At 56.8% G+C, this 14081-nt stretch carries 14 protein-coding genes; 1 reads left to right on the top strand and 13 read right to left on the bottom strand.

Going from position 1 to position 14081, the window contains the following annotated elements:
• The first annotated feature begins 310 nt into the window (after positions 1–310).
• A complete protein-coding gene (leuA, locus tag ACP7A4_RS02135) occupies positions 311–1990 on the top strand; it encodes a 2-isopropylmalate synthase (RefSeq protein WP_426245333.1) in 1680 nt (559 codons plus the stop codon).
• Between the two features lie 180 nt (positions 1991–2170).
• Here the strand turns inward: leuA and ACP7A4_RS02130 are convergent, their stop codons facing one another.
• The 13 genes from ACP7A4_RS02130 to fdx form a co-directional block, all read right to left on the bottom strand.
• Positions 2171–2962, bottom strand: coding sequence for an amidohydrolase (locus tag ACP7A4_RS02130; RefSeq protein WP_059765000.1), 792 nt, complete (start codon positions 2960–2962; stop codon positions 2171–2173).
• Positions 2950–4098: a pyridoxal phosphate-dependent aminotransferase gene (locus ACP7A4_RS02125; RefSeq protein WP_059765001.1), complete on the bottom strand. Its 1149-nt coding sequence runs from the start codon at positions 4096–4098 to the stop codon at positions 2950–2952. The genes ACP7A4_RS02130 and ACP7A4_RS02125 overlap by 13 nt, the downstream gene beginning before the upstream one ends.
• A 123-nt stretch (positions 4099–4221) precedes the next feature.
• Positions 4222–5691 carry a ribosome biogenesis GTPase Der gene (der, locus tag ACP7A4_RS02120; protein ID WP_048362614.1) on the bottom strand — a complete coding sequence of 490 codons (1470 nt, stop codon included), beginning with the start codon at positions 5689–5691 and terminating at the stop codon, positions 4222–4224.
• 138 nt (positions 5692–5829) lie between these two features.
• On the bottom strand, positions 5830–6981 hold the full coding sequence (bamB, locus tag ACP7A4_RS02115) for an outer membrane protein assembly factor BamB (protein ID WP_059765003.1): 1152 nt from the start codon (positions 6979–6981) through the stop codon (positions 5830–5832).
• Positions 6974–7615, bottom strand: a complete 642-nt coding sequence (locus tag ACP7A4_RS02110) for a tetratricopeptide repeat protein (RefSeq protein ID WP_059765005.1) — start codon at positions 7613–7615, stop codon at positions 6974–6976. Before ACP7A4_RS02110 ends, bamB begins: the two co-directional genes overlap by 8 nt.
• Positions 7616–7656: 41 nt before the next feature.
• Complete coding sequence (gene hisS, locus ACP7A4_RS02105; RefSeq protein ID WP_426245329.1) at positions 7657–8946, bottom strand: histidine--tRNA ligase; 1290 nt, start codon at positions 8944–8946, stop codon at positions 7657–7659.
• Positions 8947–8968: 22 nt separating this feature from the next.
• On the bottom strand, positions 8969–10078 hold the full coding sequence (ispG, locus tag ACP7A4_RS02100) for a flavodoxin-dependent (E)-4-hydroxy-3-methylbut-2-enyl-diphosphate synthase (protein ID WP_048362610.1): 1110 nt from the start codon (positions 10076–10078) through the stop codon (positions 8969–8971).
• 3 nt (positions 10079–10081) lie between these two features.
• Entirely contained in the window at positions 10082–11071 is a 990-nt protein-coding gene (locus tag ACP7A4_RS02095; protein ID WP_426245326.1) for a RodZ domain-containing protein, read from the bottom strand.
• Positions 11071–11829 carry a type IV pilus biogenesis/stability protein PilW gene (pilW, locus tag ACP7A4_RS02090; RefSeq protein WP_203302314.1) on the bottom strand — a complete coding sequence of 253 codons (759 nt, stop codon included), beginning with the start codon at positions 11827–11829 and terminating at the stop codon, positions 11071–11073. The genes ACP7A4_RS02095 and pilW overlap by 1 nt, the downstream gene beginning before the upstream one ends.
• A gap of 12 nt (positions 11830–11841) precedes the next feature.
• On the bottom strand, positions 11842–12978 hold the full coding sequence (gene rlmN / locus ACP7A4_RS02085) for a 23S rRNA (adenine(2503)-C(2))-methyltransferase RlmN (protein ID WP_048362607.1): 1137 nt from the start codon (positions 12976–12978) through the stop codon (positions 11842–11844).
• Between the two features lie 28 nt (positions 12979–13006).
• The gene (ndk, locus tag ACP7A4_RS02080) at positions 13007–13432 is read right to left on the bottom strand and encodes a nucleoside-diphosphate kinase (protein WP_003443361.1); all 426 of its coding nucleotides are present in this window, start codon (positions 13430–13432) and stop codon (positions 13007–13009) included.
• 94 nt (positions 13433–13526) lie between these two features.
• Positions 13527–13727: a Fe-S cluster assembly protein IscX gene (gene iscX, locus ACP7A4_RS02075; protein WP_059765012.1), complete on the bottom strand. Its 201-nt coding sequence runs from the start codon at positions 13725–13727 to the stop codon at positions 13527–13529.
• Between the two features lie 12 nt (positions 13728–13739).
• On the bottom strand, positions 13740–14081 hold the full coding sequence (fdx, locus tag ACP7A4_RS02070) for an ISC system 2Fe-2S type ferredoxin (protein WP_048362606.1): 342 nt from the start codon (positions 14079–14081) through the stop codon (positions 13740–13742).

Here is a 14081-nt window from a genome sequence, read left to right as displayed (position 1 = left end):
AGCACAAAACGCCCAACTACCTTTATGGAGCGCAATCCCTGCCAATAAAAGACATGAATTGCGCGATAAAAACTCGTAGAACGACGATATTCGAGCATTTATCTCAATCTTTTTTGGCCGCTTGCCATCTTTACGGCCAATGGTTAGGGTTGAGGCCATGAACACACCTCACACCCTCATTCTGCTACGTCAACATCGCAGCCTTTGCCTCGTCAGTGCACGACTGCAAGGCTGATTGCGGTGCCTCGCCCCTCTGCTTTGTATCTACGGTTAGCCGCCTTTTTTCGGCTCGTACAATAAGGATTGCCTGATGACCATGCTCAAAAACCCTTCTTCCAAGTACCGCCCGTTTCCGGTCATTGATTTGCCTGACCGCACGTGGCCGTCGAAAACCATCACCAGCGCGCCAATCTGGTGCAGCTCTGATCTGCGCGACGGCAATCAGTCGCTGATCGAACCGATGGATGCCGCGAAGAAGCTGCGTTTCTGGAAAACGCTGGTCAGCGTTGGCGTAAAAGAAATTGAGGCGTCGTTCCCGGCCGCTTCGCAAACCGACTTTGATTTCGTGCGCACGCTGATCGAAGACGGTCACATCCCTGACGACACCACCATTCAAGTGCTGACCCAGGGCCGTGAAGACTTGATCGCACGCACATTCGAATCCTTGCGCGGGGCGAAAAAAGCCATCGTTCACTTGTACAACGCGACATGTCCGGCCTTTCGCCGCATCGTGTTCAATCAGGACAAGGACGGCATCAAAGAAATCGCCGTCAGCGCGGCCAAACTGTTCGTCAAATACGCCGCGCAACAACCTGAAACCCAGTGGACGTTCGAATATTCGCCTGAGACCTTCAGCGCCACGGAGCTGGAGTTCGCCAAGCAAGTGTGTGATGCCGTGATCGAGGTGTGGAACCCGACGCCTGAGCACAAGATGATCCTCAACCTGCCCGCCACCGTTGAGTGCGCCACCCCAAACATTTATGCCGACCAGATCGAATGGTTCGGTCGCCATATCAATCGCCGTGACAGCGTGCTGATCAGCCTGCACACCCATAACGACCGTGGCACAGGGGTTGCGGCAACCGAGCTGGGCCTGTTGGCGGGCGCTGACCGCGTGGAAGGCTGCCTGTTCGGTAATGGCGAACGCACCGGCAACGTCGATCTGGTCACCGTGGCACTGAACATGTACACCCAGGGCCTGGACCCGCAGCTGGACTTCTCGGACATCGACGGCGTACGCAAAGTCGTTGAAGAGTGCAACCAGATCCCGGTTCACCCACGTCACCCCTACGTGGGTGATTTGGTGCATACCGCATTCTCCGGCTCGCACCAGGATGCGATCCGCAAAGGCTTCGCCCAGCAGAAACCGGATGCCCTGTGGGAAGTGCCGTACTTGCCTATCGACCCGGCGGACATTGGCCGCAACTACGAGGCGGTTATTCGCGTCAACAGCCAGTCCGGCAAAGGCGGGATTGCTTACCTGCTGGAGCAGGAATACGGCATCAGCTTGCCGCGTCGCATGCAGATCGAGTTCAGCCAGGTGGTTCAGCGTGAAACCGACCGCCTGGGCCTTGAGATGACCGCCAAACAAATCCACAGCCTGTTGCACAGCGAGTACTTGCAAGCCAACACGCCTTACGCACTGGTCAGTCATCGCCTGCAAGAAGAAAACGGCCACAGCGCTGTTGATGTTGAAGTGTCGGCCAAGGGTGCAGGTGAAACTAACCTGCGCTGGAGCGGTAAAGGCAACGGTGCTCTGGAAGCACTGGTGGCAGGTCTGCCGGTCAAGGCCGAGATCATGGACTATAACGAGCATGCGATCGGCGCGGGCACCCACGCCAAAGCGGCAGCGTACATCGAGCTGCGCGTGAATGGCGAACGTGCCGTGCATGGTGTGGGCATTGATGAAAACATCACCACCGCCAGCTTCAAGGCCCTGTTCAGTGCGCTGAACCGCGCCTTGAGCGAGGCGCAGGAAAAAGCCGCGTAAACGCGCTGCCTGATACACGAAAGCCCCCATGACGTGAGACATGGGGGCTTTTTCGTGTGTGTTGTGTGCAAAGCCGGTCGTCGCTGCCGCAGGCTGCGATGACGCAAAATAGACCTGCAAAAATCAGGGCTACTGCGCCATCCATCGCAGCCTGGCGGCAGCGACTACCCGATGCGCCGGTTAACGCAGCTCAAAATCGTCGGCATCCAGATCCGCCGGAAAACGCTCACGGTAAGCGGCCAACTCGCCCGCACTCAGGCTCATCTTAAACACGCCATCCGCTTCGCCTGCACTGAGCAACGATTCACCCTGAAAATCAAAGATATGGCTGTCACCGGTGTATACGAGGCCCTTGCCATCGGCACCTACCCGATTGACGGCTGCCACATAACACAGGTTTTCAATTGCCCGCGCTGGCAACAGACGGTTCCAGTGCAGGCGACGCGCCCCCGGCCAGTTGGCCGTGTACAACAGCAGGTCGGTGTCGTGGGGGTCGCAACTCCACACCGGGAAGCGCAGGTCGTAGCAAATCAGCGGACGAATACGCCAGCCCTTCACTTCGAACTGAACCTGGCGCTCACCCGGTGTGAAGTGTTCGTGTTCACCCGCCATACGGAATAAATGCCGTTTGTCGTAGTGCAACACTTCGCCATCAGGGCGAGCCCACAACAGGCGATTGCGGTGGCTGCCGTCCACCGCCTTGATGATCACGCTGCCCGTGATGACTGCATTGAGCTTTTTAGCCTGCTGACGCAACCAGTCGGTCGACGGGCCATCTTCAGGCTCAGCCAGGGTTTTGGAATCCATACTGAAGCCTGTGGTGAACATTTCGGGTAACACCACCAGGTCAGCGCCCTGGGCCTGAACCAGCAGGTCATCGAAATGATCAAAGTTGGCCTGTCGGTCGTGCCAGGCCAGCGTGGTTTGCACCAGCGCTACGGTTAAATCGGGTAAACCACTTAGATCACGCATAGTTTTTCTGCTGCTTCACGCAGCGTCTCCTCGCGTTTTGCAAAACATAGGCGAACCAGCCGCTGCCCTTCGGGCGGGGTCTGGTAGAACACCGAAACCGGGATGGTCGCCACGCCATGTTCGCGGGTCAGCCAAATGGCCATGTCGACATCATTGAGGTCCGGACGAATTTGGGAGTAATCAACCAACTGGAAATACGTGCCTGCCACCGGTTTAAAGGTGAAACGTGATGGGGTTAACAGGTCACAAAACAGGTCACGCTTGGCCTGGTAAAAGGCCGGTAACTCTTCAACATGTTGCGGGCAGGCCGCCATGAAATCAGCCAACGCATATTGCAGCGGCGTCACCCCGCAAAAGCTCACGTACTGATGCACTTTGCGCAGTTCGCCCGTCAACGCGGGCGGCGCCACTACGTAGCCGGTTTTCCAGCCGGTCACGTGGTAGGTTTTGCCAAAAGAGCTGACAACGAAAGCACGATGGTACAACTCGGGATGTGACAGAACACTGACGTGGGGCACCCCGTCGAACACCAAATGCTCATACACCTCATCACTGATGAGGTAGATGTCACGGTTTTCGATAAGTGTGGCCAATTGGTCCAGTTCAGCGCGGGTAATCAGCGCACCACTGGGGTTATGCGGGCTATTGAGGATGATCATGCGCGTACGCGGACTCAAGGCATCCTCAAGCTTTTGCCAGTCAATCGCGAAGTCGTCCAGCGCCAACGGCACATGCACGCAACGACCCCCGGCCAATACGACTGAGGGTTCATAACTGTCATAGCACGGGTCAAACACAATGACTTCGTCACCGGCATGAATCACCGCCTGAATGGCACAAAAAATGGCTTGGGTTGCGCCCGGCGTGATGGTCACTTCGGTATCTGGATTGACCTGTACGCCATAGCTGCGTGCAATCTTGGCTGCCACTTGCTCGCGCAAGGCAGGTAAGCCGGTCATCGGGGAATATTGGTTGTGACCGCTGGCGATGTGCTTGCCCACTGCATCGCGCAACGCTTGTGGACCATCGAAATCGGGGAAGCCCTGAGACAAGTTGAGCGCACCCGTTTGTGTCGCGAGCTGCGACATGCGCGTAAAGATAGTGGTGCCGACGTTCGGCAACTTGCTGGTCATCATGGCCGTTCCCTGTTGAGTTCCCGGCACTGACTGCGGCACAGGACCCACCGAGGATAGCCCAAACGCCTGACACGAAAAAGGGTCCTTTCGGACCCTTTCTCATTACGCTCTACGCGTGCGCGATCAACGCTTGTCTCTGCGTTTTTTGTCGGCTTTTTTGTGGTGCGACATCATACGGCGCTTCTTGTTGACCTGACGGTCGGTCAAGGAGTTCTTGTTGGCTTCGTACGGGTTCTCGCCACCTTTGAACTCGATGCGGATAGGCGTACCCACCAGCTTCAAGACACGACGATAGGTGTTTTCGAGGTAACGGACGTAAGACTTCGGCACCTTCTCAACCTGGTTACCGTGAATCACGATAATCGGCGGGTTGGCACCACCCAAGTGGGCATAACGCAGTTTGATGCGACGGCTGTTGACCATCGGCGGTGCGTGCTCGCCCACTGCGTCTTCCAGGATCTGGGTCAGACGGTTGGTTGGCCAGCGGGTAACTGCCGACTTGAAGGAGTTTTGCACCGATTGGTACAAGTTACCGACGCCGGTGCCGTGCAAGGCCGAGATGAAGTGAATGTCCGCAAAGTCGACAAAGAACAGGCGACGCGTCAATTCGACTTTGACGAACTCACGCTCGCTTGGGGTCATGCCGTCCCACTTGTTGATGGCGATGACCAGAGCACGACCGGCCTCCAGCGCAAAGCCCAACAGGTTAAGGTCGTGGTCTACCACGCCTTCACGGGCATCCATCACAAAGATCACCACGTTGGCGTCTTTGATCGCTTGCAGGGTTTTGACCACGGAGAATTTTTCAACTTCTTCGTGGATCTTGCCGCGCTTGCGCACACCGGCGGTGTCGATCAGCGTGTACTTCTCGTCGTTACGCTCAAACGGGATGTAGATACTGTCGCGGGTTGTGCCGGGCTGGTCGTACACAATGACGCGGTCTTCACCGAGCATGCGGTTCACCAGCGTCGATTTGCCTACGTTCGGGCGACCGATGATGGCGATCTTGATGCCGTCTTTTTCGCTAGGGCCAGGAATGCGCTTGGCTTCCTCACCTTCGAGTACGACTTCTTCTTCGCCGTCTTCTGGCTCTTCTTCATCACGCGGGAAGTTGCTCAGGGCAATTTCCAGCATCTGCGTGATACCACGACCATGGGCACCGGCGATTGGAATCGCGTCGCCCATACCCAAGGGTGCGAACTCGGCGCGGGCCATGTCCGGGTCGATGTTGTCGACCTTGTTGGCAACCACGTACGAGCGCTTGTTACGTTTGCGCAGGTGTTCACCGATCATCTGGTCAGCGGCAGTGAAGCCCGCTTTTGCATCAACCAGGAACAGCACAACATCCGCTTCTTCGATAGCCAGCAGCGACTGCTCGGCCATCTTTTCGTCCATACCGTGCTCGTCACCGGAAATACCGCCGGTGTCGACCAGAATGTAGGAACGCCCTTGCCACTTGGCCTCACCGTATTGGCGATCACGGGTCAGACCGGACAAGTCGCCGACGATAGCGTCGCGAGTCCTGGTCAGGCGGTTGAACAAGGTGGACTTGCCGACGTTAGGTCGGCCCACCAGGGCGATTACGGGAACCATGCGGCTCTCCACTTCGTTATTTCAGAAAATACAAAAGCCGCTGCAAGGCAGCGGCCAGAGTTCGGAACAGCACAAATGTGCCGCAAGCCTTGCCAGAGCAAGGCTGCTTGAAACCCTAGAGTCTCAAGCATAGACGCCTTAGCGAATGGTCAGGGCTTCCAGTTTGCCGCTGTTACCAAACACGTAAATCATGTCACCGACCACCAGCGGACGCGCCCGAAGGCCATCACTGTCAATGCGGGTACGGCCTACGAAACGGCCATCAACCTGGCTCAACAGGTGCAGATAGCCTTCCATGTCGCCAACCGCTACATAGCTGGAAAACACTTCTGGCGCCGACAATTGACGGCGAGCCAGAGCATCGTTGCTCCACAGGGCGGTAGTCGAACGCTCGTCAACGCCTTCGACAGTGCCGGATGCCAAGCTGACATAGACGCTGCCAAAACCTTGAGCGACACCTGCGTAGCTCGAAGCATCGCGCTGCCACAGCACACGGCCGCTTTCCAGCTCCAGTGCGGCCATACGGCCCTGATAACTGGCGACATACAGCGTGCCACCGGACAGCAGCAGACCGCCGTCGATGTCTACGATGCGCTCAAGCTCGGAACGGCCTTGCGGGATCGCAACACGTTGCTCCCATACAGGCACACCGTTTTGCGTATCCAGCGCAACGACTTTACCGGTCGAAAGACCTGCCACTGCCAAGTGATTGGTCACCAACGGTGCACCCGTACCGCGCAGTGTCAGCACGCCAGGCGTGCTGTCATAGGTCCAGCGCTGCTCACCGGTCGATGCATCAAGACCGATCAGACGATCGTCCTGAGTTTGAACAACAACCACGTCACCGTTGGTTGCTGGCGGCGCCAGTACTTCGCTGGTAACACGGGAACGCCATTTTTCTTCGCCATTGCTGGCGTCGAGCGCAACCACTTCACCTTGCAAGGTGCCCAGCAGTACCAGGCCATAGCCAGCGCCCACGGCACCGGACACCGGCAGTTCGAGGTCTTTCTTCCACTTGACGTCACCGGTCATGCGATCCAGCGACATCACCACACCCGTTACATCGGCCGCGTACAGGGTATTACCGTCAACCGCTGGCACCAGCATGTTGTAGGTTTTGCCCTGGCCATCACCGATCGAACGGCTCCACTGCTTTTGCAAGACGACTTCTTCTTTGAAGTCAGTCAGTGCAGCCGGTGGCAGTTCTTTTTTGCTGTTGCTGCTGCAACCCGCGGCCAATATGACCAGAGCCAGCAATGCTGCATGTTTCCAACGGTTCACGTTACGCATCCCCTTTGGCCAGGTCGTCGAGCTTGATTTGTAAGCCGCCGACCGCTGCTTCATCCGACAGCGCAGCTTTGGCTTTTTCGTAGGCTACACGTGCGTCTTCAGTACGGCCTTGCTGTACCAGCAAGTCGCCCTTGAGTTCTTCACGACTGGCCAGGAATGCTTTGTCCGAATCACCTTCAAGCAGCTTCAGGGCCTCATCGACCTTGTTTTGTGCGGCCAGAACCTGAGCCAGACGCTGACGCGCCACTTCACCCAACGTGGCGTTGGCTGGTTTTTCAACAATGGCGTTCAGCTCATTGGCTGCGTCATCCAGCTTGCCGCTCTCAACCGCAACCTTGGCAACGAACAAACCGCCAAACTGCGCGTAGGCACTGCCGCCGTACTCACTCTTGAGCTTGTTGGACAGGTCAGCCACACGGGCTGTATCGGGCTGCCCCGTTGGCGTCAGTGTTGTTTCAAGCAGTTGTTGGTAGAGAATCGACGCACCCTGCGACTGATTGCTCTGATATTTGTGCCAAGCCTGCCAGCCGAACACCACCACCAGCGCCAACAAGCCGCCCGTGACCAGGGGTTTGCCGTTGCGCTGCCACCAGTCTTTCAACTCGCCCAGCTGATCATCATCGTTACTCGACACCCCAACACTCCTTATTCGATAAATCGGCTGTTTTTACAGCTTCAACCCTGCACAACGCAGGTGGCCAAGTGCTCGGAAAGAGCATCCCAGGCAATAGTTTGTTGTTCGCCCTGGCCACGCAGGGGTTTGACACCTACCACTTGCTGGGCCAATTCGTCGTCACCCAGGATCAATGCGTACAAGGCACCGCTCTTGTCGGCTTTCTTGAATTGGCTTTTGAAGCTGCCAGCGCCCGCATTGACTTGCAGACGCAGGCTGGGCAACTGATCACGGACACGTTCGCTCAGGGCAAGCGCGGCCAGTTCAGCGGCTTCACCGAAGGCGCACAGGTAAACATCCACCTGTCGCGAGATTTCTTGCGGGATCTGCTCAAGGGTTTCGAGCATCAGGATCAAACGCTCGATCCCCATGGCGAAACCAACGCCGGAGGTGGGCTTGCCACCCATTTGCTCCACCAGGCCGTCATAACGGCCACCGGCACACACGGTGCCTTGGGCGCCGAGTTTGTCAGTGACCCACTCAAATACGGTTTTGCTGTAGTAATCGAGCCCGCGTACCAGCTTGGGATTGATGACATAAGGAATGCCGGCAGCATCGAGACGTGCCTTGAGGCCCTCAAAATGCACACGGGATTCTTCGTCGAGGTAATCCACCAGCTTCGGCGCATCAACCAGTACCGCTTGAGTGTCGGCATTTTTGGTGTCGAGTACACGCAGCGGGTTGGACTTGAGGCGACGCTGGCTGTCTTCGTCCAGCTCGCTCAGGCGCGAAGTCAGGTATTGGACCAATGCGTTGCGATACCGCGCACGGGCTTCGCTGGTGCCCAGGCTGTTGAGTTCCAGCTTGACCGCATCACGAATCCCCAGCTCACCCCACAGGCGCCAGGTCAGCACGATCAGCTCGGCATCAATGTCCGGCCCATCGAGGTTGAACACTTCGACACCCACTTGGTGAAACTGGCGATAACGGCCCTTTTGCGGGCGCTCGTGGCGAAACATCGGGCCGACGTACCACAGTTTCTGAACCTGACCGCCACCGGTGATGCCGTGCTCAAGCACTGCACGCACACAGGCCGCGGTGCCTTCGGGGCGCAGCGTGAGCGAATCGCCGTTGCGGTCTTCGAAGGTGTACATTTCTTTTTCGACGATATCGGTGACTTCACCGATCGAGCGCTTGAACAGCTCGGTGAACTCGACGATCGGCATACGGATCTGCTTGTAACCGTAGTTATCCAGCAAACGCGCAACCTTAGCTTCAAAGAAGCGCCACAGGGGCGTCTGCTCAGGCAGGATGTCGTTCATGCCACGAATGGCTTGCAGTGACTTGCTCACAGTAAATCCTTAATTCGTTTGATTAGCCGCGCGCGATCACAGCAGCGTCAGCTTCGACCTTTTCGGCCGCTTTCTGGCGGATCAATTTTTCGAGTTGATCCACCAGATTTTCATTCGTCAATTTCTGCGACGGCTTACCGTCGATGTAAATCAGGTTTGGTGTACCACCGGTCAAACCCACATGGGCCTCTTTGGCTTCGCCGGGGCCGTTTACTACACAGCCAATCACAGCAACATCCAAGGGAACCAGCAAGTCTTCAAGGCGCCCTTCCAGTTCGTTCATGGTTTTTACCACGTCGAAGTTCTGGCGCGAACAGCTTGGGCAGGCAATGAAATTGATGCCACGCGAACGCAACCGCAGGGATTTGAGAATGTCGTAGCCGACTTTCACTTCTTCCACCGGGTCGGCAGCCAACGAGATGCGAATGGTGTCGCCAATGCCTTCGGCGAGCAGCATACCTAGGCCCACGGCAGATTTCACTGTGCCTGAGCGTAATCCACCCGCTTCAGTGATACCCAAATGCAGCGGCTGCACAATTTCTTTGGCCAACAGACGATAGGCTTCAACGGCCATGAACACATCGGACGCCTTCACACTGACTTTGAAGTCCTTGAAATTCAGGCGTTCAAGGTGTTCAACGTGGCGCAGGGCCGACTCAACCAAGGCTGCCGGGGTCGGTTCGCCGTACTTTTTTTGCAGGTCTTTTTCGAGCGAACCCGCGTTAACACCGATGCGGATCGGAATACCACGGTCACGCGCCGCATCAACCACTGCACGCACACGGTCTTCGCGGCCGATGTTACCGGGGTTGATACGCAGGCAGTCCACACCCAATTCCGCCACGCGCAAGGCGATGCGGTAATCGAAGTGGATATCGGCAACCAACGGTACTTTTACCAATTGCTTGATGCGGCCAAACGCTTCGGCAGCGTCCATATCAGGCACGGAAACCCGCACGATATCGACACCGGCAGCTTCCAGACGATTGATTTGCGCAACGGTGGCGGCTACATCGTTGGTGTCGCTGTTGGTCATGCTTTGTACGGCAATAGGGGCATCGCCACCCACTGGCACTGAGCCGACCCAGATTTTTCGCGATTCGCGACGTTTGATTGGAGATTCGCCGTGCATGACTTATTGACCTAACTTCAGGCGAGCAGTTTCGCCACTGGTGAAAGGAGCCAGGTCCACTGACTGACCGTTGTAGGTCACTTGTGCACCGCGGGCAAAGCCCAGGCGCAAGCTCAAGGGAGGCTTGCCGCTCACTTCAAGATTTTCGCCTTTGCGCTTCAAGCCGCCGAACAGCACTTTACCTGTGGCATCGGTGACTTGAGTCCAGCAATCAGCGGTGTATTGCACGCCAACGTTGCCAGCACCTGCGACGGCTGCCGGTGCCGCAGCTGTCGGTGCGGGTGTTGCAACTACGGGCGCCACAGCGACCGGCACCGCGGGCGCCGGGACTGGAGCGGGCTGAACCACTGGCACGGGCGTTTCGGCAGCCGCCGCTTGGGGGGCGGCAGGTAATGCCAAGGCGGTCGTAGCCGTCTGATCACCAGCAGGCGCAACAGGAACAGCCGCTTCGCTTTCAGTTTTGGCTTCAGCCACGGCCTGATCTTCAGGCTCGTCCAGCGGATGGATCTGGGTCGTGCCGTCAGCCCCTTCCACTTCAACGTGTTCGGGCGTGAGGCCGATCAGGTCCTTGGCGCGCATGGACGTTTGGTCCTGCCACCAGATAAAGCCGCCGCCAATCACTGCCAACAACAGCAACAGGCTGACAATGCGCAAAATGGTGTGAGACACGCGCACCGGTTCTTCGATGCGGCCCAAACTGTGTACGTTGCTGCCGGACGAGTCAGTGCCGGTAAACAGATCAAACTCATGCACCAGGGCCGTCTGATCCATACCCAGCAGCTTGGCATAAGCGCGGATATAGCCACGGGCAAAGGTATGGCCTGGCAATTTGTCGAACGCGCCCGTCTCAAGATGACTCAAGGCACTGGCCGTGAGATTGAGCTTCAAGGCGACTTCAGCCAATGTCCATCCATTGTTTTCACGGCCCTGACGCAAGGTCTCACCGGGATTGACTCGAGTCGCTGCTAGAACTTCGGGTTGCGCCGCTTTCATCATTGCTCCGACAGGTATTGCTGATATTCCGGCGTGCCGGGATAAAGTCGTTTTAGTTGCTGGCCATGACTGGCTGGTGTGGCGCGATCATCGAACACAGCCGCCAGTCGCGCACCGAGCAATAGACTACGTGCATTTTGCCCACTAAGCAGGCTAAAACGATCGTAAAACTCGCGCGCGGGCACATATTGACGGTCCTGGTAGGACAACTCGGCCATTTCCAGCAGGGCTCTCGGTTGTTTGGGGTTCAGGCGCAATGCTTTTACAAGGTAACCGCGTGCTGTTTCAGGCTGCCCCAGCTTGAGCGCCGTTATACCCAAATTTTCGTAAACCCGGGAGCGTTCAGGATAAAGATTGTCAGCGGCGGCTTTGTGAAACAGCGTGTAGGCGTCTTGATAGCGTTGCTGTTCAAACAGCAAGCTGGCGTAGTTGTTGAGCGTGCGGGCATCGTGCGGGCGGGCAGCCAAGGCTTTTTGAAAGCTTTGCTCTGCCAGCTCAAACTCCATTTCGCGCTGAAACACTAAGGCCAGCGCTGCGTGGGTGTCCGGGGCGTCCTGATCCAGCTCAAGGGCCTTGCCCAAGGGAACTTTGGCCTGTTCGGCCATGCCCTGCTGCAAATAACCAAGCCCCAACTGAACATACGCCTGACGCGCTGCATCACGGCCTTTGTCGGTGCTCATCGGGTTTGATCCACCCGATGAAACGCAGCCAGCCAACACGCTGACTAACACCACACAAAGCGCTGCACGCAGGGTCATAGAGTGCCTCTCTCAGGGCTGGGCAGCAGCGTTTTGCACCGAAACGGCTTCAATCGATGCCAAGTGGCGCTCGTTGCGACGGGTACGGTCATTGACCTGCCCGACCAACTGCCCACAGGCCGCATCGATGTCTTCGCCACGTGTCGTGCGCACGGTCACGTTGTAACCGGCCTGTTGCAGCAGTTCCTGGAAACGGCGAATGGCATTGTTGCTCGGACGCTCATAACCGGAATGCGGAAACGGGTTGAACGGGATCAGGTTGATCTTGCACGGCGTGTCTTTGAGCAGTTCGATCATTTCACGCGCGTGGTCGACATGGTCGTTCACGTCTTTGAGCATGGTGTATTCAACAGTCAAAACGCGCTTCTCACCCAGGGTCGCCATGTAGCGACGGCAGGACTCAAGCAGCATTTTGAGCGGGTACTTCTTGTTGATCGGCACCAACTGACTGCGCAGCTCGTCATTGGGTGCGTGCAGCGACAACGCCAGCGACACATCGATGTGCTTGGCCAGCTCATCGATCATTGGCACCACACCCGAGGTCGACAAGGTTACGCGGCGCTTGGAGATGCCGTAGCCCAGGTCATCCATCATCAGATGCATGGCGGCGATGACGTTGTCGAAGTTCAGCAGCGGCTCACCCATGCCCATCATCACCACGTTGGTGATGGCACGGTCGACGGTTGCCGGGACGCTGCCAAAGGATTTGTTGGCAATCCACACCTGACCGATGACTTCGGCGGCGGTGAGGTTGCTATTGAAACCTTGCTTGCCGGTGGAGCAGAAACTGCAATCCAGGGCACAGCCAGCCTGGGACGAAACGCACAACGTGCCACGTTTGCCCTGAGGAATATAAACGGTCTCGACGCAGCTGCCGGACGCCACACGCACGACCCATTTACGGGTACCGTCGGTGGAAATGTCCTCGCTGACGACTTCAGGTCCACGAACCTCAGCAATAGCCTTGAGCTTGTCGCGCAAGGCCTTGCTGACGTTAGTCATGGCGTCGAAATCATCGACGCCAAAGTGGTGAATCCACTTCATGACCTGACCGGCACGGAAACGCTTCTCCCCGATTGAGTCGAAGAATTTCTCCATTTCCGGTTGGGTCAAACCCAACAGGTTGGTTTTGCCAGTCGTTGCAATCATGTCTTCACCCTCACTCACACGCCAATACTTAGCGAGTGGTTACTTCAGTTGCTGCGAAAAAGTACGAGATTTCACGAGCAGCAGCTGCTTCAGAGTCGGAACCGTGAACAGCGTTAGCGTCGATGGATTCAGCGAAATCAGCACGGATAGTGCCGGCAGCTGCTTCTTTAGGGTTGGTAGCGCCCATCAGTTCGCGGTTCAGAGCGATAGCGTTTTCGCCTTCCAGAACCTGAACAACAACAGGACCGGAGATCATGAAAGCAACCAGGTCGCCGAAGAAGCCACGAGCGCTGTGCTCAGCGTAGAAGCCTTCAGCTTCGGCTTTGGACAGTTGCTTCAATTTGGAAGCTACAACCTTCAGGCCGGCTTTTTCAAAACGAGTGGTGATCTCGCCAATAACGTTTTTTGCAACAGCGTCAGGCTTGATGATGGAGAAAGTGCGTTGAACAGCCATGGTGTAACTCCAGAAACAGTGATTTAAGCGAAAAATTAAACCCGCGAATTATACGCGGGTTCTGGGGCATTGCATAATTACGTCGATTACAAGCTTAGTCGGCTTCTTCGATCCACAAACCCTGAATGGCTTCGAGAACCTTCTCTCCCCCGCGATCAGGGATGTCATCGAACTCTGGTAGTGCCATCACCAGATTGCGCAGCGTGACGAAATTCACCGAGAGCGGATCTACATCCGGGTGAGTTTCAGCCAGCTGAATCGCGATTTCCTGCACATCAACCCACTTGAGGCTCATGACAATTCCTTATCAATGTGGCGCTTCGGCCGCATGGTTGAGCGAGTACTTCGGAATTTCGACCGTCAGGTCTTCAGTACCGACCTTGGCCTGACAGCTGAGGCGTGATTGCGCTTCAAGGCCCCACGCACGGTCAAGGTAGTCTTCTTCCAGCTCGTCAGCCTCTTCCAACGAATCGAAACCTTCGCGAATGATGCAGTGGCACGTGGTACAGGCGCAGACGCCGCCGCACGCGCTTTCAATTTCGATGTGATTGTCATGTGCCACTTCGAGAATCGACTTACCGGTCTCAGCCTCGACAACCATACCGTCCGGGCAATGCTCGGCGTGTGGCAGAAAAATGATCTGCGGCAT

This window comes from Pseudomonas sp. TWR3-1-1, from assembly GCF_049896545.1.
In the GTDB taxonomy this organism is placed as follows: Bacteria; Pseudomonadota; Gammaproteobacteria; order Pseudomonadales; family Pseudomonadaceae; genus Aquipseudomonas; species Aquipseudomonas weihenstephanensis.
The sequence above is the reverse complement of the archived record's forward strand: the minus strand, read 5'-3'. Positions and strand labels throughout refer to the sequence as shown.